15 protein-coding genes and 1 pseudogene are annotated in these 22704 nt (G+C 34.1%); 9 read left to right on the forward strand and 7 right to left on the reverse strand.

Features of this window, described 5'->3' with window-relative positions; all coding sequences use genetic code 11:
• Window positions 1-33 precede the first annotated feature (33 nt).
• The 6 genes from ACQ9BO_RS04000 to ACQ9BO_RS04025 form a co-directional block, all read right to left on the reverse strand.
• Window positions 34-6843 (reverse strand): T9SS type A sorting domain-containing protein, encoded by a 6810-nt coding sequence (locus tag ACQ9BO_RS04000; protein ID WP_431243724.1) that lies wholly within the window; start codon window positions 6841-6843, stop codon window positions 34-36.
• Between the two features lie 100 nt (window positions 6844-6943).
• Window positions 6944-7381, reverse strand: coding sequence for a retropepsin-like aspartic protease (locus ACQ9BO_RS04005; protein ID WP_431243725.1), 438 nt, complete (start codon window positions 7379-7381; stop codon window positions 6944-6946).
• Window positions 7333-8988, reverse strand: coding sequence for a CHAT domain-containing protein (locus tag ACQ9BO_RS04010; RefSeq protein WP_431243726.1), 1656 nt, complete (start codon window positions 8986-8988; stop codon window positions 7333-7335). Before ACQ9BO_RS04010 ends, ACQ9BO_RS04005 begins: the two co-directional genes overlap by 49 nt.
• Before the next feature lie 65 nt (window positions 8989-9053).
• On the reverse strand, window positions 9054-9980 hold the full coding sequence (locus tag ACQ9BO_RS04015) for a tetratricopeptide repeat protein (RefSeq protein ID WP_431243727.1): 927 nt from the start codon (window positions 9978-9980) through the stop codon (window positions 9054-9056).
• A 152-nt stretch (window positions 9981-10132) separates the two neighbouring features.
• A complete protein-coding gene (locus ACQ9BO_RS04020; RefSeq protein ID WP_431243728.1) occupies window positions 10133-12085 on the reverse strand; it encodes a PKD domain-containing protein in 1953 nt (650 codons plus the stop codon).
• A 110-nt stretch (window positions 12086-12195) separates the two neighbouring features.
• Window positions 12196-13179: a hypothetical protein gene (locus tag ACQ9BO_RS04025; protein ID WP_431243729.1), complete on the reverse strand. Its 984-nt coding sequence runs from the start codon at window positions 13177-13179 to the stop codon at window positions 12196-12198.
• Between the two features lie 954 nt (window positions 13180-14133).
• Between ACQ9BO_RS04025 and ACQ9BO_RS04030 the strand changes: the two genes are divergently transcribed.
• The 7 genes and pseudogenes from ACQ9BO_RS04030 (at window position 14134) to ACQ9BO_RS04060 (ending at window position 20241) form a co-directional block, all read left to right on the forward strand.
• Window positions 14134-14373 carry a hypothetical protein gene (locus ACQ9BO_RS04030; RefSeq protein ID WP_431243730.1) on the forward strand — a complete coding sequence of 80 codons (240 nt, stop codon included), beginning with the start codon at window positions 14134-14136 and terminating at the stop codon, window positions 14371-14373.
• A gap of 6 nt (window positions 14374-14379) precedes the next feature.
• Window positions 14380-15093 carry a tetratricopeptide repeat protein gene (locus tag ACQ9BO_RS04035; protein WP_431243731.1) on the forward strand — a complete coding sequence of 238 codons (714 nt, stop codon included), beginning with the start codon at window positions 14380-14382 and terminating at the stop codon, window positions 15091-15093.
• Window positions 15094-15251: 158 nt separating this feature from the next.
• Window positions 15252-15581, forward strand: a complete 330-nt coding sequence (locus ACQ9BO_RS04040; protein WP_431243732.1) for a hypothetical protein — start codon at window positions 15252-15254, stop codon at window positions 15579-15581.
• An 83-nt stretch (window positions 15582-15664) separates the two neighbouring features.
• Window positions 15665-16912, forward strand: a complete 1248-nt coding sequence (locus ACQ9BO_RS04045; RefSeq protein ID WP_431243733.1) for a S41 family peptidase — start codon at window positions 15665-15667, stop codon at window positions 16910-16912.
• Between the two features lie 331 nt (window positions 16913-17243).
• Window positions 17244-18024 (forward strand): annotated as a pseudogene (locus ACQ9BO_RS04050) (TatD family hydrolase).
• 62 nt (window positions 18025-18086) lie between these two features.
• The gene (locus ACQ9BO_RS04055; protein ID WP_431243734.1) at window positions 18087-19223 is read left to right on the forward strand and encodes a 1-acyl-sn-glycerol-3-phosphate acyltransferase; all 1137 of its coding nucleotides are present in this window, start codon (window positions 18087-18089) and stop codon (window positions 19221-19223) included.
• Window positions 19213-20241, forward strand: coding sequence for an asparaginase (locus ACQ9BO_RS04060; RefSeq protein ID WP_431243735.1), 1029 nt, complete (start codon window positions 19213-19215; stop codon window positions 20239-20241). Before ACQ9BO_RS04055 ends, ACQ9BO_RS04060 begins: the two co-directional genes overlap by 11 nt.
• Window positions 20242-20528: 287 nt before the next feature.
• Here the strand turns inward: ACQ9BO_RS04060 and ACQ9BO_RS04065 are convergent, their stop codons facing one another.
• A complete protein-coding gene (locus ACQ9BO_RS04065) occupies window positions 20529-21767 on the reverse strand; it encodes an MFS transporter (RefSeq protein ID WP_431243736.1) in 1239 nt (412 codons plus the stop codon).
• Window positions 21768-21857: 90 nt separating this feature from the next.
• Between ACQ9BO_RS04065 and ACQ9BO_RS04070 the strand changes: the two genes are divergently transcribed.
• A complete protein-coding gene (locus tag ACQ9BO_RS04070) occupies window positions 21858-22052 on the forward strand; it encodes a LysR family transcriptional regulator (RefSeq protein WP_431243737.1) in 195 nt (64 codons plus the stop codon).
• Window positions 22049-22690, forward strand: coding sequence for a LysR family transcriptional regulator substrate-binding protein (locus ACQ9BO_RS04075; RefSeq protein ID WP_431243738.1), 642 nt, complete (start codon window positions 22049-22051; stop codon window positions 22688-22690). The genes ACQ9BO_RS04070 and ACQ9BO_RS04075 overlap by 4 nt, the downstream gene beginning before the upstream one ends.
• Window positions 22691-22704: the final 14 nt, after the last annotated feature.

Consider the following 22704-nt stretch of genomic DNA (forward strand, 5'->3'; position numbering starts at 1 on the left):
ATATGAAGGCTTTTTTATTAAGGTTGAAAAGTATTATTTTTTAATGAATTTTACTGTTTTTGCTTTCCCTTCAGATGTTACTTTTAGAACATAAACACCACTAGAAAGACTTGATAAATCAATTTCAGAAGAAGGAGCATTTATCTTTCTGTATAAAACAGATTTTCCAGAAACATCAATAATTTCAACATCGTCGATAACAGCATTGTTTTCAATATTTAAAATATCAATCACCGGATTAGGATAAAATTGGAACGAAGTCAAATTGAAATCTGGTGCCGAAAGTGAACCATTAACTTTGGCTGTTACCGCAAGACGTTCCTTACTTTCAATTCCGTTTATGGTTTGTGAAGCATAATACGTCACACCGTCAACCAAAACTGTTGTTAAAGGCAAAGGAGTTTCATTAGTTTTGCTTGTTTTGGTTTGTGAAGGACTTGGATTACTATACCATTTAATGTTTTCACCATCCACAACAAGATCTGCTAAAGTTGATCCTGGTTTGACATCAACAATTATGGTCTCTTGTTTACCCTCAGCTATAGGAGCTGGTGGATTAATAACGAAATTTAGCATTACATAGCACCCATTTAAATCTTTAACAATTACTGTATATTCTCCAGCTTCTAAATTTGTAAATGTATTATTAGATGTAAACACATTTACATTAGGAGAAATTGCATATGAAAAAGGACCTGTACCACCTGAAGCAATGATTGTTGCTGTTTGGTCTTCAACATTTAAATTTGCAATTATAGGTTGAGGTTGTTCTAATTGTATAGACACAACTGCTGTACAATCATTACTATCTCTTACAGTTATAATATGGGTACCTGCAGTTACGACAAATGAGTTACTGCTTTGAAGCGGGCCTCCATTTAACGAATAAACAAAAGGAGCACGTCCTCCGATCGCATTTGCTGTTATTGTTCCGTTTTGTAAGCAATTTACAGGAGATGTAATAGTTGCTGTTAATTGAACAGGGGTTACAGGATCTATTATAATAATAAATGAAGTGGTAATGTTATAAGCATCACGTACAACTACATTATAAATTCCTGGTATAGCAGTAGTAAACACATTCGAAGCTATGTAAGTTGTACCATTATTAAATGAATAAGCATATGGAGCAGTTCCTCCCGTTGCAGTTACGGTTATAACACCATTAGCGTTACATGTCAATGGAATTACACTGGCGCTAGCGACAAGTGGAGGTGGAGCTACAATACTAATTCCTTGTTGTAAAAATATACATCCTACTGCATCTTTTACTTCAACAGAATAATATCCTGATGTTAAATTTGTAAAAACACTTGCATTTTGTGGTGGGGCTAATATTGTTCCATTACTCCTTTTAAGAGAATAAGTATAAGGTTGAACTCCACCGGAAGCATTAACAGTTATTCTTCCGTCACTATTGTATGAAGATGAAGCATTTTGGACAATGGTTGACAGTGATAAAATAGCTGGTTGTAATATTGTTGTACTAGAAATAGTAGTACATCCTGCGGCGTCTTTAACAGTTACATTATATTCTCCTGGCTGTAAATTGTTAAAAACATTAGATGAAGAAAAGACGGTTCCTAAAGAATAAGTATAAGGAGCAATTCCTCCGCTTGCAGTTGCAGTTATTGTGCCATCTTGAGATCCGTTGCAATTTATGTTTGTTTTAGTCGCATTGAGTGCTAGCGGAACGTATGGTTTTACAATATAATTTATCCAGCTTGTATTACCGAGAGCATCTTTTACATAAAGATTATAAGTTCCCGCTTGTACAGTATAAATACCAGTTGTAGTATAACCTCTGCCGCCATTTGCTGAATATAGATAGGGTCCAGTTCCTCCAGTGGCACTAAAAGTTAAAGTTGTAGTACTGTTTGAACATGTCAAAGGACTACTGATCGATGCAGTTATTAAAATAGGCTCAGGAATTGTAAGAGTCAATTCCGTTTTTTCAGATTCGCAACCGTTAGCATCTTTCGAAAAGACAGTATAAGTATCAGCTGGTAATCCGCTATAGATTGTCGAAGTTTGATTTTCATATGCCACTTTACTAACGTCCGTTCCTTTAATGTTATAAGAGTAAGGAGCTGTACCGCCTGTAGTACTTACCGTTATCATGCCTGAAGTATAATTGCTTGAGGTTTCGTAAGAGACAATAGTAGTCATTTTTGGAGCAGTATATGCTTTTACAATAAAATGTGTTTGTGCTTCATTTCCAATGGCATCTTTTAATAAAATGGAATAATTACCAGGAGTCAAATTAGTTCGTCCAGGATTGTTGTTGGTATAAGTATTACCACCATCATAGGAATAAAGATATGGAGCTACACCTCCTGAAGCGGTTACAGATAATGAAGCATTTGCAATACAAGATATTGGCGTTTTAACAGCATTTAATATTATTGGATTATTAAGTGTAATGTCTATATTGCTTTTGGTTTCCTGGCATCCGTTTGCATCAATAACACTAATTGTGTATAAACCTGCAGGCATACCACTATATCTTTTATAAGGGACATTTTTACCGTACTCAACTCCTGTAACTTGATTTTTTACAGAATATAAATAGGGCGCAGTCCCTCCTGTGGCATCTAATTGTATTAAGGCTCCAATTGACCCATCATTATTAAGGGTTTTAATATCAGTAGTAAGTACTAAAGCATTAGGTTGAGAAATTGTCGCATTATAGGAAACGATACATCCTTTATTATCTTTCACATATAAAGTATAAGTGCCTGCACTTAAAGACGTAAAAGTCTTATTTGATGAATAATTAATATTATCTTTAGAATAAGAGTAAGGAGCTGTACCACCAGAAACATTTAAAGTTATTGTTCCTGTAGCCGAGCCATAGCAAGTAGCGCTTGTAGTATTTGCTGTAATAGCCAATGCTGTAGGTTGTAGAACATTTACCGTAATATTAGAAACACATGTTCGATTGTCTTTAATTCGGATCAAATAAGTTCTTGCTTTAAGATTATTAAAAATATCACTGGTTTGATAATTAGTGCCATCAAGTGAGTAAGTATATGGAGGAGCTCCTCCGCTTGCAAGAACTTTTATAGAGCCATTTGCACTTCCAAAACAAGTCGCATTTGTAACTATTGTATTCGCAGTAAGCGTATATGGTTTTAAGGTTATTGTTGTAGTAGCAATACAATTGGAGTTATCTTTAACATTTATTGTATAGGTTCCCGCTGGTTTGTTGAAAAGAGGCACAGTTGCGGTATAAGGCTCATTGTTAATCGAATATAGATAAGGACTTTTTCCACCTGTAACATCAACTCTGAAAGATCCATTAATGCAATCCACTTCTTTTGTAATAGTAGCTATTGCAACAAATGGCACACGAGGATTGACGGTCATCGCTTGTACATTCGAAAAACATCCATTACTATCTTTTACAATTATTGGATAAACTCCTGCCACAGCATTATTAAGAGTATTATTGTCGCCATAAGTATTTCCATTATCAAAAGAATATAAATATGGACCTTGTCCTCCTGTTGCAGAAACGGTTATGATAGCATTACTAAGACAATCTATTGATTTTGTGAGAACGGCATTAGCAGTTGGCGCAACAACCGGAAGTATTACAACAGTTTTTGAATAAGCTAAATCATTAGCATCTTTTACAGTAACAATATAATCTCCAGGATTTAGAGTATCAAAAATATTATTTGTTTGATAAGGCTGGTTATTTATGGAATAAGTATATGGAGCTGTTCCTCCAATGGCATTAACAGCAATTGTCCCATAAGGATTGTTGCAGTTAATTTGAGTAATATCAATTGTTGCCGTTGGAGCAGAAACATTATTAATAATTGAAATATCTGTTTTGAAAGCTATACATCCATTTGCATCTTTTACCTGAACGCCGTATGACCCGGATTTTAAACCATCAAAAGTATATGAATTTTGAAACGAAACAGCTGGAAGTCCACTTGAATCGGTCAATGCATAAACATATGGCGAAACTCCTCCCATTGCAACAACTGTTATTTGACCATCATTATCGGCAACAGTTGTTGAATTTTTAACACTTACAGTTGACGTTATAGCAGTAGGTTCAGTTATGACTACGTAAGAAGAGTTCAAGCATCCATTTGCATCTCTTATTCTTATATCATAAACACCAGGAGCTAAATTGCTGAAAATATTGCTTGACTGAAAAGCTCCACCATTTATAGAATAAACATAGGGAGCTTTTCCTCCAGCCGCACTAACAATTACAGTTCCATCATTGCCCTGAGAACAGCTTACATTAGTTTGAGTAAAAGTTAATGTTGGAAAACTTATAGGCGTAATAGTTATATTGTTTGTGATGGCTTGAGCACCATTGGTATCTTTTACAGTAATTGAATAAATTCCGTCAGTTAAATTGCTAAAAACATTAGACGACTGAAAAGTTACTCCATTTATAGAATAAGTATATGGAGCCGTTCCTCCTGTCGCACTAGCAACTATTACTGCATTACTCAAACAATCAAGTTCCTTAGTAATTGTTGCTACAGCATTTAATGAATTTGGATTTTCAATATTGACATTAAATGGAGCTGATTCGCATCTATTTGCATCTCTTAGCAATATAGTATGAATACCTGGAGTTAAATTTGCAAAAATATTTGAAGACTGAAAAACAGCCATATCTAAAGAATATTCATAAGGTGCAATTCCTCCTTCCCCGACAATTGTTATAGTTTGTTTGTCGGCATTAATAGTGGCAAATAATGGCGTTGGTTGCTTTATATCATATACAAGTTCTGTTTGACAATCAAGAACATCTTTTGCTTTAATAATATAAGTTCCTGCACTTAAGCCATAGAAAGTATTACTAGAAGAAAAAGCACCATCGTTTATAGAATATTGATATGGAGCCTGCCCGCCAACTATACTAGTTGTTAAGGTTGTTGTACCCTTATGACATAATATTGAATTGTGTGTAGCTGTCAGAGCTAATTGCGAAGGTTGTTGTATTGTTGCAGATATAACAGAAGAAATACAATCACCACTATCTTTTACAAGAATAGCATAGTTTCCGGCTGGTAAATTCGTAAAAGTATTGTTGGCAGTATATGTTACTCCACCATCAATAGAATAATAAAGTGGTATTTGACCTCCACTTCCAGAAATCGCTATTGTACCATTGTTTAGACAGCCTGAAGAATTTGTAACTACAGCGGTTCCAGTTACAGGAACAAATGCTTTCAATCCCATTGAAAGATTATTTACAATAGTGTTCTGAGCATCTTTTACAGCTACAGAATAAATTCCGGCAATTAGATCGTTAAAGGTATCGCTTGTTTGAAACGTCTGAGCGCCATCTACTGAATATAAATAAGGAGGTTGTCCTCCGTAACCAATAACACGAAGCGTACCATTACCTCTACAATCTACTTGTTTGACAATCATTGCTCCAGAACTTAAAGGCTGTTCTGTTGCTGAAAGTTTCACCGAAAGTGTAAAACTGCATCCTTGAGCATCTTTTATTACTACAGGATATGTGCCATCAGCTACATTCGAGAAAACATTACTATCTTGAAAAGTAATCCCATCTAAAGAATATAGATAAGGTGCCATGCCACCAGTAGTACTGATTACTATATTTTGACCAAACGTACTTGAATTTGCAGTTAAGGCAATTGGTTCTGTAATTGTATATGGAAGTATTTTTATGCATCCATTAGCATCTGTTACTTTGATGGTATAATTTCCAGCTGTAAGATTTGTAAATACATTGTTGTTTGTGTTCGCTCCTTCATTTATAGCATATTGATAAGGAGTCTGTCCAGCTGAAGCTACAATTGTTAAAGAAGCTGTTCCGCCAAAGCATAATATAGGTGTATTTGTAGCTACAAAATCAACTTGAACAAGAGGAGCAAGTGTTACTGCGTAATAATTTGAAATGGTATTTGTTGCATCTTTTGCGGTTACCGTATAAGTTCCTGCAGGCAAATCGTTGTAAATATTTATTGGAGAATAAGGGCCTCCATTTATAGAATAAACATATGGCGCTTGACCTCCAATAGCATTAGCGATGATTGAACCATTGCTCATGCAATCTATCAGTTTTACAATGGATATTGTACAAGTCAAAGGAGGATTTACATTAGCAAATACATTTGCTCCGCATCCTTCAGCATCTCTTACTTTTATATTATAAGAGCCAGGAGCTAAATTTGCAAAAAAATTAGTTGATTGATAATTGATTCCATCCAAAGAATATTGATAAGGGGCAGTACCACCATAGGCAGTAACAAATACATTTTGCTGATCAACAAGACTTGTAGCTACTAGAGCTTCGGGCTCAGTAATGGTATAATCAATTGAAGTTTCACAGCCTTTCACGTCGTCCCGAACAGTAATAGTATAAAAACCAGCAGGCAAATAAGAATAATAATCTTGACTTGTAAATGAACTACCATTTAAGGAATAGGAATAAGAACCACTTCCTCCAGAAACATTTATTGATAATGATGCAGTTTCTCCTTTACAAAGTATCGGTTTGTTGGAAGCCGTTACTGTTAAAGCCGGAAAAGTAGTTAAATTGAAATAATTGGTCGTGATAGTGCCATTATTGTCTATTCTTCCGTAGATTTTTGATGTACCTGTAACTCCAGTATAAGTAGTTGGATTCAGAATTACATTTGTATTGTTTAAAGCATCGTTTTCACTCAAAAAGTAAGTTACCGTTGTTTCAGCAGGATTTAAATTACCAATAAAATCGGCCTTAAGTGAAGTGAGATTAAAAGTTTCGTTAGCGCAAACTGTAACGAAAGCGACTTGAGAATAAAATGTAGTTGTAAATAATAAAAGAAAACAAAGTAGAGTTTTTTTCATAGTACTATATTTGTTAATTGGTCATCAAATATAGTAGAATAAATAGTGTTAAAATTGCGGTTTCCCGTAAAAGCTTAAAAAAATAACTAAAGCAAAATTTTCATTTCAAATACACATAATGATTATAATAATCAATTATTGCTTTTCCTTCTAGCAAAACATCGGCGCCAATAATGCCATGAACTGGTTTTGCTTTATGTGATTCCAAAGCTTCATTTACATGTGAAAGATCAAAAATGACAATACTGAAATCGTTGTTTTTCCAACTTCCTAATGCTAATTTATTTTCAGATGAAATTTGGGTTTTCATACCTGTTCCGCCCGCTCCCGACGCTTTTGTTTTGGATTTTTTTGCCTTTAATTCAAAACGCTCAATGCTTTCAAACCCAACGCAGGAATTTGACGCTCCAGTATCTAAAATGAAGTCTCCCGAAATGCCGTTAATCTTGGCTTTTATTGCAAGATGTTGCGTTCTGGTAATCTTGAATTTTATTTTTTTGTATTTCTCTTTTTTGAGGTATTCGTGAAGATTTTCCATTTTCGATTCCGATTGAATATCAAAAATAAACCAATTAAAATCAATAAACTAACAATATAATAGATATAATTTGATGATTCTTCTTCATTCGAAACAGAGCCATAATAAACAAACGAACTCCAATAATAAGGCGATTTCTTCACATTCGAAATAGATTTGTTGTTCAGATAATCCAATTTTGCTTTGTTATTGGCTTCAAAATAAGAAACATTATGGTTGACGTTTTTATAAAAATCTTCCATAAATACAGAAGTCGTAAAATCATTTACTTTCCATAATGAAAACAGCAAATTCTGTGCGCCGGCAAATTGAAAACCTCTTGCAACGCTCATCGCGCCTTCGGCTTTGTAGAGTTTTCCAATTCCGGTTTCACAGGCGCTCAAAACTACTAAATCGGGATTGATGTGCAAATTATACAATTCAGAATAGAAGATCTCTTGATCATAAAATTTAATGCTCGCCGGAGTTTCAATATCGCCCGAAGAGGCATGCGTACTCAAATGGAGTATAGCATAATTAGAAGCGTTATTTTTGAAATTAGCAAATGTGGCATCAGCGTTTTCTAAATATTTTCCCTTAAAATTACTTCGAATGGATTCTAATTCTTTCTTCGAATAAGTCAATTCAAAAGCTGTTTTCTCAAAAACCGGAAACACACCTAAAACTGTTTTTTCTGATTTCTGAACTGGTTTTGAATTCAAATAAATATTTGCCGAAGTATTATAAGCAATCTTAAAATCATTAAGCAAATAATGCATTTTGGCAAAATTTGTTGTGTTTGATTCTTTCGTAATCAAAGCTTCAAAAGGAAGAAAATTTAAAATCCCGTCAGGAACAATGATGAGGTTTTTGCAGTTTTGGTTTGAAGGTAATTTTAATAACTCGTAGGCACTTTTTCCATAATAATTATAGCCAACAATATCATTTGTGATAGCGTCTGGAGTTCTGAAATAATCGATGAATTTTAAAATTCTGGAATTTGCATTATCAGTAACATCAAAATGATTTAAGCTAATTTGATTATTTTGAATGGTGAAATAATAGAGGTATTCAGCACCCATAAAATAATAAATCATAATAGCTTTCTCTTTTTCTAATTTGGAAGAGAATGCTTTAAAATCGAAATTCTCAGCAATTGAATTTTGATTTTGAGATTGAATTCTCTTTAATGAAAGCATCAATTCATTTTGCTTTTTTATGGCCGAATTAATAACTGAAATATTAGCCAAATTTCCTTTTTGCTGTTCTTTTAAAATCGAGTTATTGGCATTTTGAAATTCTTGCAAAAGTTGTTTTTCTTTTGCAGAAGCTTTTTTATTATTTGAAAGATGACGCTTCAAAATTCCTGATTTTGTTTTTTCTGCCAATTGAAAAGCTTCTTCTAAATATTCCGCTCTATTTTCCCTTTTGTACAATCGATCGTAAATCAATAGGCATTTCTCGGTACGATTTCTGGCACGGATTTGTGAAATGATTTTAGAGTTTTCATACACTAAACCGCTCATCAATAAATTTTCAATATGAAACGAAAGTTGATAACCTTCAAGTGCTTTTTTAAGTTGGTTTTGATGAGCAAAAATTGCCGCCTGTAAATCCAAAATATCCATTAAAACAGTTTCGGCATATAATTCATTTTCAGTCGGAAGAATGTTTTTTGGAACATAACTCGGAATTAAAATTTTAAAAGCTTCAGTGGTTTGCTTGGTGCTTTCGGCGTATTTTTTTCATCAAAAAGCAGTAATGCTTTTTCATAATACAGTTTGGCAATTTTTCTTGGTTGCTGATTTGGAATTTTCAGGAAGAGTTCTGTTGCTTTTTCTAAATAAGAATCGGCAATTTTAAATCGATGGGTTTGCCTGCTTACATTTGCAAGATTTCGATAAGAATTAGATAAATTTTCAAGATGATCTTTATCGTTTTCCAAATAGTTAACCGCTGATTTAAAGGCATTTTCAGCTTTTTTATAAAGCTCCTGGGTCATCAAATTTCCTTTAAAAAGCAAATAATTATTGCCTAAATTATTCAGTAAAATGCCTTTCTGCGAGTTTGATAGTTTTTCAGTTTTTAAAGTTTTTTCCAAAAGTTCAATTCCTTCAATAACTCTCCCTGTATTTTGATAAACATTTGACAAATTCAGAATAGCGGCAACTTTTTGAGCTTCGTTTTTTTCAAGATTCGCAATAAAAAAATACTGCTTTATAATATTTTCAGCGCTGTCATAATCGCCTAAAACGGTATATAGATTTCCTAAAGGCTTCAAACAAAATTCAATAATATCATAATTGGAAAGTTTGTTTTTCTGATAAATCTGCCACGCTTTTTCATAACTCGAAATGGCGTTTTGAGTTTGTCCAAATTGATTTTCATAATACGCTTTGTTGCAATTCAAAACCACAATTGCCAATAACTCATCTTTGGTTTTTGGTTTTTGATTTTTCCAAAAATCACTTTCAATATTTCGTAAATTTTGCAACGCCTTAGCGGAAGGATGAGCAACATAAACGTCAATGGCATTATATATTTTATATTCCTGATTCTGCCCAAAAACATTCAGATTTATAAAAAGGAAGATTAAACCATATAAGTGATATAAGTTCATATTAATTTGTTTTTTTGCCACGAATTTCACCAATTTCCACTAATTTTTTAAGCAATGCTTTTGAGTTTCGATTTGTGAAAATTCGTGAAATTTGTGGCAAAAACTCTTTGCGTATCTCTGTGCAACCTTTGCGAATCTCTGCGGTATAACTTCTAAAACTTCCATATCCCATAAAGCTGAATATAATTGAAATTTTGTTCAAAATTAATTACATAACGCGCGCCCAAACTTGGCCCAATTCTGGCAAAACCAGCCGTCAAATCAAATAATAATCCAGTTTTAAAATCAGTAAAAGAGTTTTTAATTGTATTTGAAGTTGTTTTCGAATCAATTAAAAAATTCTCTTTATCACCTTCATAAAGATCAACTTGTATATTCTGATTTTGTTCTGAAGAAACATTCAGATTGAACTGCACTCCAGCTCCAACTCCGATGTAATTATTGATATTATACCGAATCAAAACAGGAACTTCCCAATTGATGTTTTTGTTTTCGGTTGTGGTCGTTGTACGTTGCAATTGGCGAACTCCATTAGCATTTGTCAAAACTTCATTTTCAACCTTAACTTCACTGTTATATTGATTCAAAGCATTCAACCATTCCGCTTGCCAATAAAAGCGATACGATTTAAAAGGCGAAATTGTCGCGCCCACAAAATAACTTGTCGATTTATCTAAATCAGGATAAATATTGTAACCCGCTTTTGCACCAATCGAAATTCCGGGCAAGAATCGGGTAGTGGCATAATTGGTAATTATCGGTTCATTTTTGTCAAAAATAATCGCAGTTCGGCTTTTGGTTTTTACTTTATGAAAGTCTTCGGCAAACTTCATCGAATATTTTACAAAACCTTTTGTAGAATCTTTTTCCTGAACATTTTTCTGTTCGCTTCCCGGCAAATAAATGTTTTTGAAAGTGAAAATAATCTGTTTTTGCTTGATAATGGTATCGAGACAGCTTACGGTTGGTTCTTCGCCTTTTGGGCAAATCGGGCATTCAGGATACATGCTTTCGATTTGAAAAGTTTTTTTATCAAACATATCTGGAACATCAGTTTCTAGACGAATCATTCTTGCCGGGCCTTCGCCATTGTTTTGAAAACGAGTTTTGAAATTTACTCTTTTAAAACGCACCAATCTGTAATTCATGAAACTTCCGTTAGATCCCATTTTATTTGGGTCGTGCGAAGTCACAATTTCCATTTCAAGGTTTTTGATTTTATGATTCTTATAACTTCTATTCGGAACAAAAATCCCTCGCATGGTAACCGTTGCGCTTGTATCTTTTATCATTTCGGGAGTTGTTTTAAATGTATAAAAAACATTGCGTGTTTCTCCCGGATTGGCATCATCAAATTCTAAAATTGAAACATTATGATAGGTTTTATTTGCCTCTAAAAGCGAAGCATCCAAATCTTCTTCGGTCGTTGTGTTTCGGTATTTTTTAGGTTTGAAATTTCCTTCGGCGGAAGCCACAAAATTATTAGAGTCGTCGAGATCATCAACAGAAGCAACTTGAATTTCTTTGATTTCTCGCTCATTCGCATAAGTTCTGAAATCCCTTAATTCGAAGTTGTTGTGTTTGAATTGCTTTTCATTGTAAAACAAATATAGTTTTCCGTTTGCAACATAATTTTCCAGATTTTGATAACTTACTACAACTATCATTTCCTGATCAGGAATAGGATCACAATTTTTAATTATTGCAAAACCATTTTGATCAGCAATTGATGCAATATCTTTGTAATTGTTGTCTGTAATATCATTTACGGCCACTTTTTTTGGTCGAGTTGCAGGAGGTTTTCCGTTGTCGTAATTGTTGGTAACGGCAAGTCGTGTGGTGTAAGTTCCTTTGTTTTTATAGACATGTTTAGGTTCTGCTTCTTTGCTGTAATGGCCGTCGCCAAGCTCCCATAAATACGAATAACTTGGTTTTGGAGCACCAGCAATCGGAATCAAAGGCGGTGTTTCAGGTTTGAAAGAAACAGCATTTCCATTTTGGATAAATCCAATATTGGCTCTTCGGGTTATGGTGTCTTTTACTTTGGTTTGTCCTATTGAAAAAATAGAAAATAGAATAAAGAAAATAGACAATTGTGGTTTCATAACTAGATAGTTTTGGGTTCTAAAATCTTAATAATCAATTTTAAAACAGGTTTAAATGTAAAAAAAGTGATGAGCAAATCATCACTTTTTCTTAAAAAAGCATTTCTAAGTTATTGAATAGCATTAATTGTCGCTACCAATTGCGCCTCAGTACCGACTACGGTTTCGGCAAGAGTAAAAGTGTAAATATCGTTGGCGCCGACGGTTACTGCTTTGATCGCATAGCGCCATTGACCATTGTCTTCGGTAACAAAAATCACATGGCATTTCAGACCAATCGGGATTTGGCCATAATGTTCGCTGAATAATCCTGCGGCGGTATAAGTATCTAATTTTGCAAGCGCATTTGTTCCTTCGCCGTCATAAGACAAATAAATTGCGCTATTATTGTTGTCGTATCCATCAGGAGCGTCAGCAAGAATTGTTGTTTTTGGTCTTGGATCACTGTAAAAACGGTCCACATTTGTCCATCCAAAGTTTCCAAAAGTTACATAATAATTGTTTCCTTCGCCTTGAACACCGCCTTTTCCATTTGCACCGTCAGCACCTGCTTTTGCTTCTCTCCAAGCCAGTTCTCCAGCATCGTCAATTACGCCAGTCCACAAAGTCATAGTATTGTCAACTCCATCAGTTAAAGCGGCAGGAACAATCATGCTCATTGAACAAGAAGTTTGAAGCTCAACACCGCCTTGAGTTGCTTTGATAAAGAATTCGCCGCCAGAGATTAAAAGGTTTTTCTTTCCGTCAGCAGTAATTCCCATTGTTGGTTTATTGGTAATCAACATATTTCCTTTGTCAAAAAGCTCGATATATTCAATGTCGATTTGCCCTGTTACGGCATTTCCGTTTTTGGTTAAGCAGTTTCCGTTGATGTTCAATTTTACACCTTTTGCAGATGTTATTGTAATCATTCCGCTTCCGGCAGTTGCAGTAAATTTTTGCGTATTTCCTTTAACTCCTTTTTCGCTGATGCTTTTAAAAGCGGCCGACGTTGGAGGCATAATCTGGATATCATCTCCATCGCTGTTGTCGCGACTTACTAATGAGATTAGTAATAAAAATAATAGACTAATAGTTTTAAATTTTGTGTTCATGATTTCTAGTTTTTAAAAAATCTGTCTTGAGTGTTTCAAGTGGTTTTCAGATTTTGGTTGTTACATTTATATTCTTAAATCAATTTAGGTTTGATTTTGTTACCCTTGTTTTTAAAATATTTTTTCAGGCTTGTATAACACTATATCAATTCGGTTGAAAATTTGTTACCCTTGTTTTTGTTTTTTTTTACTTAGGCCGATAAACACTTGTCTTCAAAAAGATTTCCATCTTCGTCGACAGCTACTAGAATGTTTGTTTTCTGCGAAAGCGAAACAATCAAATACAACCAGACAATTGCCCAAAGGCCAAATGTGATGCAGGTCAAAAAGAGGTGAAAAGAATGTTTGATGGCTTTTTTTCTTTGGACAAAACCACATAAGGCAGTTTTTCATTGTGCTCGATAATTACAAAACCATTTCGTTTTTTAGCCGAAATCATTTCGTAAAACTGATCCAGATTTTTTCTTGGGTAAATTGATACGTTTCCATTTCTTTTAATTTTTTTAGTTCAAAAGAGTATTTCAGGTTTATATCAATTTGATTTTGTAATTGTTACCCTATATTTTGAAATTATTTGAGATTCTTTTATAACTTTAACTTATAAAAGTTTTTTTATGGAGAAAATTAAAATACATCATGACCAAATGTATATTGACGGACTTGCGACAAATGATTCGGCTATAATTGAATCTATTTATAAAAAGTTTGTTCCTAAAGTTGTTTTTTTGTCCTGAATAATTCCGGCGACAGAGATCAGGCTCAGGATATTGTTCAGGAAGTTATGATTTTGCTTTACAATCAAGCCAAAGCAGGAACACTAAAGCTGACTTGTCCATTTGATGCTTACTTTTTTTATTATGCAAAAGAAAGTGGCTTAACGAATTCAAAAAAATATCAAACAAAGGGGTAACAATTCATGAAGATGTAGTATCTATAAATGAATCTGCTCTCGAGTTGATTGCTCAAACTGAGGATTTTGAAGAAAAACAACAACTTTTCGATACGATGTTTCAAAAACTTGGAGACAAGTGTCAGGAATTGTTGAAGCTGAGTTTTACAATCAAATCAATGGAAGAAGTTGCCGAGAAACTAAACGTTACATATGGTTACGTGCGCAAAAAGAAATCTTTGTGCATTGGCCAGCTTGCAGAGTGGATTCAGGGAGCAAAAAATTTTAATTCTCTAAAAAAATAAGCAGTCATGAACGAAGAACGCTACATATTATTCGATCAGTATCTTGAGGGAGAACTTGCAGTTGAAGAAAAAAATGACTTTGAAAAACAATTGGCAGAAGATGCTCAATTTGCTTCAGAATTTGAAACTTTCAAATTGGTACAGCTTCAATTGCAGAATAAATTTGGATTTAAAGAAGAACGAGAAGCATTTAAAGAAAATCTGAATCAGATAGCTGAAGAACATTTCAATAAAAAACCAAAAGTAATTGGTTTGAAGCCTTGGTATTTGGCTGTTGCCGCATCCGTTGCGGTATTATTTGGGCTTTTCTTTTTTAATTATAATCAGAATCCGGCTTTCGCCGATTATAATCACCCCGAACAAGCTTCTTTTGCTGAAAGAGGAAGCGAAGATGGTCCTTTGAAAAATGCAGAAAAACAGTTTAATGCGAAAAGATATTCATTGGCTATTCCGTATTTTGAAGAAGTTTTGGCAAAAGGAAAAACCCCAGAACTTCAATACTATTATGGAATTTCTCTTTTGGAACAAAGCGAATTTTTAAAAGCCGAAGCTGTTTTCAATGAACTGAAAACAGGAAATTCAGCTTACAAAGACAAAGCGACTTGGTATCTGGCATTGTCTAAATTGAAACAAAGAGATTATAAAGCGTGCAAGGAAATTTTGCAGACCATTTCTGAGGATTATGAAGATTATGATGAAGTGCAATTGCTTGCTCGATGATTTAGAATAAGTTTGGACTTCGACTCCGCTCAGTCTGACAATACACATAAAAAAATGCTTTTACGTAAAACCGTAACCGGATTTAGAATTTTAGTTCTAAATTCGGTTTTCTTTTATAAGAAATAGCTCCAAAAACTATTTATTTAAACTAAACCTACATGAAGAAAATTACGTTAGTACTTTTTATTGTTTTTTCGCAAAGTATTTTCAGTGCATCCAAAATCACCGAAACTGAAAAACTGGTTGCAACTTGCAAAGTATGGGGTTTCTTAAAATACTATCATCCAAAAGTAGCCGCTGGAGAATTCAATTGGGATCAGCAGTTGATCGATATTTTACCTAAAATTGCAAAAGCGCAGACCAGAAAAGAATATTCTTTAATAATTTCAAACTGGATAGATTCTTTGGGAGAAGTACCTCTTATTGCGCCAATTGCAACTCCGAAAGGCGTAGTTTTTTTGATAAAAATTTTGATTTATCTTGGATAAATTCAAATGCTTTATTTTCTAAAAATCTTTCTGCAAAATTAAAATTTATTGAAGAAAATAGATATCAAGGCAAACAATTTTATGTGGAAGGAAGTGAACATGTAGAAAATGTTAACTTGAGAAATGAACGTTATGACGATCCCAATTTTGAGGATAAAAATTCTAAACTACGTATGATATTTATGTATTGGAATGTCGTTGAATATTTTTTTCCATTTAAATATTTAATGAGTCAAAAATGGGATGAAACTTTAATACAGACATTGCCTGCGGTGATCAAAGCTGAAAATTATACTGATTTTTACACAGCAATGAAAAAAATGGTTGCAAAAATAGATGACAGCCATACAGAGTTTTTCTTATATCCATCAGCTTCAGCATCAGTAAAAAGCAAAGGTTATTTTCCTGCAGACGGTAAAATAATTGATGAAAAAATAGTGGTAACTGAAATCTTGGGCGATAGTCTTGCTCAAGCTTATGATATAAAAGTAGGAGATGTAATTACTAAGATAGATGGCAAATCGATAAAGGACATTATTGCAACAAACAGAGATTTAATCTGTGCGTCGAATGAGGCTTCATATTTAAATAAACTGATAAAGGTGGTCTTGAAGGGAAATGAAAATGTAAAAGTTGAATTTTTGAAAGATGGAAAATACGAAACAAAAGATATGATTTGGTTTGATTATCATGAGTCGCATCGAAATGAATTTAAAAAAGGAGCTCAGAAAGTAAAGCAGAAATTTAAACTTCTCGATAATAATATTGGATATGTTGACATGGGGATTATAAAATCGAGAAATATTCCGGCTATGATTGAGACCTTAAAAAATACAAAAGCAATTGTTTTTGATATGAGAAATTATCCTAGAGGAACTTGGAAGGAAATATCAAATTTTCTAAATTCTCAGGAAAAAGAATTTGCCATTTATACGCGTCCGTATTATTCTTATCCAGGCAGATTTATTTGGAAGGGAGGAACAAAAAGCGGTTCTGAAAACAAAGATAATTACAAAGGAAAAGTCATTGTTTTGCTTAATGAAAAATCAGTCAGTCAATCAGAATGGACGGCAATGTGCTTCCAGACAGCTGGCAATACAACAATTATTGGAAGCCAGACTGGCGGAGCAGACGGAAATGTAAGCCAATTTGATTTTAAAGGATTTCACACACTATTTTCAGGAATTGGCGTTTATTATCCTGACGGAAGAGAAACTCAAAGAATTGGCATCATTCCTGATATAGAAGTAAAACCTACCATAAAAGGAATTCAAGAAGGCAAAGATGAGGTTTTAGATCGTGCTTTGCTTTTTATTGAAACAGGAGCATAAAGCTCAGTTTGTCGTACTGAGGAACGAGGGGTCGCACTAGCTGATCGAGAGAAAAATTGGGGATTTTCTTCTCGAAGCTTCTTGTGAGGCCCTTCGTTCCTCAGAATGATAAAAATATAGGTAAAACGAAGAAATGTGTAGAAACCTTTGTCAAAGTTTCAAACTTTGACAAAGGTTTTTTCATTCGAAGCCATTACTTCTAAAAAAGAAAAATCCGTTTTAATCCGCGTTTTCACGAAGTGAATCCGTAAAATCCGCGTTCCATAACCACTACGAAATTGCTATTCTTTTAATATTGTCGTAATTTTGACATCTTTAAAAAAATAGACAATTGAATTCAACACCCATAATTACCGATACACACACCCATTTATATTCTGAAGAATTTGATCAGGATCGTGACGCTATGATTCAGCGTGCTATTGATGCTGGAATTACACGTTTTTTTATTCCTGCAATCGACAGCTGCGACAATACAATCGATGTATGATTTAGAGAAAAATTATCCAGAAAATATCTTCCTGATGATGGGTTTGCATCCTACTTACGTGAAAGATAATTACGAGGAAGAATTAGCACATGTCGAAACTGAATTATCAAAGCGAAAATTTTACGCAGTTGGCGAAATCGGGATCGATTTGTATTGGGATAAAACACATTTAAAAGAGCAACAAATTGCTTTTAAAAGACAAATTCAGTTGGCAAAACAATACAAATTGCCAATTGTAATTCACTGCCGAGAAGCCTTTGATGAAATCTTTGAAGTATTAGAAGAAGAAAAATCTGAAGATTTGTTTGGGATTTTTCATTGTTTTTCCGGAACTTTAGAACAAGCTGAGCGTGCGATTTCTTACAAAATGAAATTAGGAATTGGCGGTGTCGTAACGTTTAAAAATGGAAAAATCGATCAGTTTATGAACCAAATCGACTTAAAACATATTGTATTGGAGACAGATTCGCCGTATTTAGCGCCGATTCCGTACCGAGGAAAACGAAATGAAAGCAGTTATTTAGTCAATGTTATTGCCAAATTAAGCAATATTTATGGAGTTTCTGCCGAAGAAATTGCCAAGATTACGACTCAAAATTCAAAAGACGTTTTTGGTATTTAACTTAAGCCTTACAAAACTTTAAATTTTTTTTGTTCTTTTGCCCACTTAAACCCAAATAAATAATGCAGAGATTTGATGCCATTCGACCGTTTTATGATTCCGAAATAAATGAAGCACTTCATGGTGTTGTCAATCATCCGATGATGAAAACCATGATGAACTTTACTTTTCCGGAGGTAGAAGATGAGGTTTGGAAGGAACAATTAAAGAAAACACACTCTATTCGTGATTTTCAATGCAACTTTATTTACAATACGATCCAAAAAGTTCTCGAAAAAAGTTCTGAAGGATTAACAACCTCAGGTTTTGAGAAATTAGAGCCAAATACTTCTTATTTATTTATCTCGAATCATAGAGATATTCTTTTAGATACCACTTTACTAAATGTTTGTCTATTTGAACATGGGTTAGTGATGACGGCTTCGGCAATTGGAGACAATTTGGTGAAGAAAGCGTTCTTGGCAACTTTAGCAAAATTAAACAGAAATTTTTTGGTTTTAAGAGGATTGACGCCTCGTGAAATGTTGCAAAGCTCTAAACTGCTTTCAGAATATATGGGGCAATTATTGCTTCGAGAAAACCGTTCGGTTTGGATTGCTCAGAAAGAAGGAAGAACAAAAGACGGAAATGACGAAACCAATCCTGGAGTTTTAAAAATGATCGGAATGGGATCTGATGAAGAAAACTTAATGGACTATTTCAAAAAATTAAAAATAGTTCCAGTTTCTATTTCATACGAATACGATCCTACTGATGTCTTGAAAATGCCGCAGTTAATGGCAGAAGCCAATAATGAGGTTTACGTTAAAGATAAAAACGAAGATTTCATGAATATCATCAGCGGTATCATGGGAACTAAGAAAAGAATCCATATTTCTGTCGGCGATGTTTTAGATACAGAAATCGATCAGATTGTGGCTGAAAATGACAATTCAAACAAGCAGGTTTTGGCATTGGCACAAACAATTGATGATGTGATTTTGAAAAACTATCAATTATGGCCAACAAACTTTATTGCGTACGATATTTTAAACGAAACAGATAAGTTCGCTCACAAATACAAAGAGAATGAAAAACAGCTTTTTGAGCGTCGTTTAGAAATGCGTATCGGAAGCGATAATCCTGTGACAAGACAAGGATTTTTAGCCATGTATGCAAATCCGGTTGTCAATAAATTAAAATACCAAGATGCCATCTAAAGCAAAAATATTATTGATTTATACCGGAGGAACCATCGGTATGAGCAAAGATTTTGAAACTGGAGCGCTGAAAGCCTTCAATTTTGGTAAATTAATTCAGAAAATCCCAGAAATCAAGCAGTTGGATTGTGAAATCGAATCAATTTCATTTGAGCACCCAATTGATTCTTCAAATATGAATCCTCAAATGTGGACCAAAATCGCCACAATGATTGAGGAAAATTACGCTTCTTTTGACGGATTTGTGGTTTTACACGGATCAGATACCATGTCATATTCAGCTTCGGCTTTGAGTTTTATGCTGGAGAATTTGGCAAAGCCAGTTGTGTTTACTGGTTCACAATTGCCAATTGGAGATTTGCGAACCGATGCAAAAGAAAACTTGATTACAGCAATTCAGATTGCTTCTCTTCAAGAAAATGGAAAACCAGTTATTACAGAAGTTTGTTTGTATTTTGAGTACAAATTATATCGTGGAAACAGAACTTCAAAAGTAAATGCAGAACATTTTAGAGCTTTTACAGCGCCAAATTATCCTGAATTGGTAGAATCTGGTGTTCATTTAAAGTTGAATAAACATTTATTTCTTCCAATAAATAAAGACGCAAAACTGATTGTTCATAAAAATCTAGACAACCACGTTGCAATCATAAAAATGTTTCCAGGAATGAGCGAAATTGTTTTGGCTTCCATTCTGGCAACTCAAGGTTTACGTGGCATTGTTTTAGAAACCTACGGTTCAGGAAATGCACCAACCGAAGATTGGTTTTTAAATCTAATCGAAAAAGCCATCAAATCCGGAATGCATATCGTAAATGTAACACAATGTTCAGGCGGAAGCGTAAATATGGGACAATATGAAACCAGTACGGCTTTGAAATCCTTAGGCGTTATTTCCGGAAAAGACATTACTACAGAAGCCGCAATTACAAAATTGATGTATTTGCTTGGGCATAATATTCCGCAAAACGAGTTTAAAGATATTTTTGAGACGGCTCTTCGCGGGGAAATTTCATAGTTTTAAAATTCAATAACACGTATATAGACCTTTGTCAAAGTTTCAAACTTTGCCAAAGTTTTTTTGGTTTAGTTTATCATCCTGATGGAGGAAGGATCATATAAGAAATCCGACAACGTTAACATACCGAAACCCGACAGGTTTTAAAAACCTGTCGGGTTTGCTATACCCGCTAAGTTTGTCATTTCGATCCCGAAGCCTCGGGAGAGAAATGACAATATTGTGCAAAATTGGAATTTGGAATTTAATTTGTACAATTTTCTCAAAGCGTTGGAATTTGGAATTTTTTAATTGGAATTTTTATAAGTTACCGGACAGCTTTCCAATTCCTCAGAAGTTTTCTGTTTTCTATAATAGACATAAACAATAACCGAAATAATACAAATAATTCCTTGAATAGCAACTGTATTTCTGGTTCCGATTATATGAGAAACATATCCAACGATCAAACTTCCAACAGGAATCATTCCCTGATACGCCATTAAATAATAACTGATACTTCTGGATCTCATATTAACGGCACTCTGCGTTTGAACATAAATGTTTATAGATGAAGTTTGAGCCATCATTCCCACACCGCTCAATGCCATGCAAATAAGCGCGATGGTCAAACTATTTGAGTAAGCCAATATAATAACACTAAAACCTAATAAAAGACTCGCGACGATCATTATTTTGCTCATATTATCCGATTTTTTCAAATTAGCTAAGTAAATCGCTGAAACAATTGAACCAATTCCGGCGGCGCTTTCAAACCAGCTGAAAGTTTGTGCGTTTCCGCTAAAGATATCTTTGGCAAAAACCGGCATTAAAGTATTAAAGGAAATCACGAACAAACTGCCGCACATTAGCATTAAGAGCATTCTGGCCATTTCGGTTTCTTTTTTGACATAATCAAGGCCTTCAAGAAAATCATCGAGCATTTTGAATTTATCTTCGGCTTTGATATGCGGTGTGATTCTCATCATTAATAATGAAATTAAAACCGGAATGTAGCTTAAGAAGTTTCCAATAAAACAAATATCTTCACCATAATTGTGCAGAATAATACCAGCTAATGCAGGTCCGGCAATTCGGGCAAAATTATTTAAAGTTGAATTTAGTGCAACGGCATTAGAAAGGTCTTCTTTGTTGTCGACAATGTCAATCATCATGGTTTGTCTACAAGTCATGTCAAACGCATTGATAATTCCTTGAAAAAGACTTAAAGCTAGGATAAAATTGATGTCGTAAATTTTCAGGTAAATCAACAAAGCTAAAAGTCCCGCCTGAAGCATTGCCATTGATTGCAAGAAGATCATCGCTTTATGACGGTCGTATCTTCCAATAATACTTCCGGCTAATGGCGCAAGAAATAAAGAAGGAATCATGCTCAAAAAGGTCGCTAGCCCCAATAAAAAAACAGATCCTGTCACACTATAAACCATCCAGCTTACGGCTGTTTTTTGCAACCATGTTCCAATTACAGAAACTGATTGCCCGTAAAAGAATAACTTGAAATTTCTTGATTTTAGCGCCTTAAACATAACCTTAAATATTTTTTACAAAGGTCGGGATTATGATTGCATTAGAAAAATTAATAATTTTACTAGTAATAAGTAGTAAAACTTATCAATATGGAAATCTATCAATTAGAATATTTTATAAAAACGGCTGAAGTACTGCATTTTACTAAAGCGACCGAATTGTGTTTTGTAACTCAATCTGGGCTTTCACAGCAGATTAAAAAACTAGAAGAGGAACTCGGTTTGCCGTTATTTAAACGAATCGGCAAAAAAGTACAATTGACAGAAGCCGGTTCGGTTTTTTGATTCATGCCAAAAAAGTAGTCGAAAATGTAGAAAACGGTAAACAAGCAATTGAAGATTTAAATGAAATGATTGGCGGTGAATTGCGAATTGGTGTTACTTATATTTTTGGTTTATTGATTCTTCCGGTTGTCAATACATTTGCTAAAAAATATCAAAACCTTAAAATTGTTGTTGAATATGGGACAACAGAATCTTTAGAACAAAAACTTCTTGACAACCAGTTAGATGTCGTTTTGGTTATTTCCTCGCATGAAATTGAATCGCCCATCCAGAAAATTCCTTTGTTTACCTCTCATATGGTTTTGGCAGTTTCTAGAACACACGCTTTGGTCGCTTTAGATAAAATAGCTTTCAAAAAGATAGAAGAAATTCCGTTGGTATTGCCCGGAAAAGGTTCCAATTCAAGGGAATTTGTTGAAGAATTGTTTCAAAAATTCAACATGAAACCTAAAATTTCAATAGAACTGCATTCGATACACGCATTATTGCAAATGGTAGAGAATAGTGATTGGGCAACAATCGTTGCAGAAATGGCGCTAAAAGGTTGGGATCAGCTAAAAGCATTGCAGATCACTGGTGTTGCAACTAAAAGAGAAGCTTTTATGTTAACGATTGGCGGTTACCAAAAAAAGCGGTAAAACTTTTTATGGAA

The sequence above is a fragment of the Flavobacterium sp. P21 genome (assembly GCF_050632225.1).
In the GTDB taxonomy this organism is placed as follows: domain Bacteria; phylum Bacteroidota; class Bacteroidia; order Flavobacteriales; family Flavobacteriaceae; genus Flavobacterium.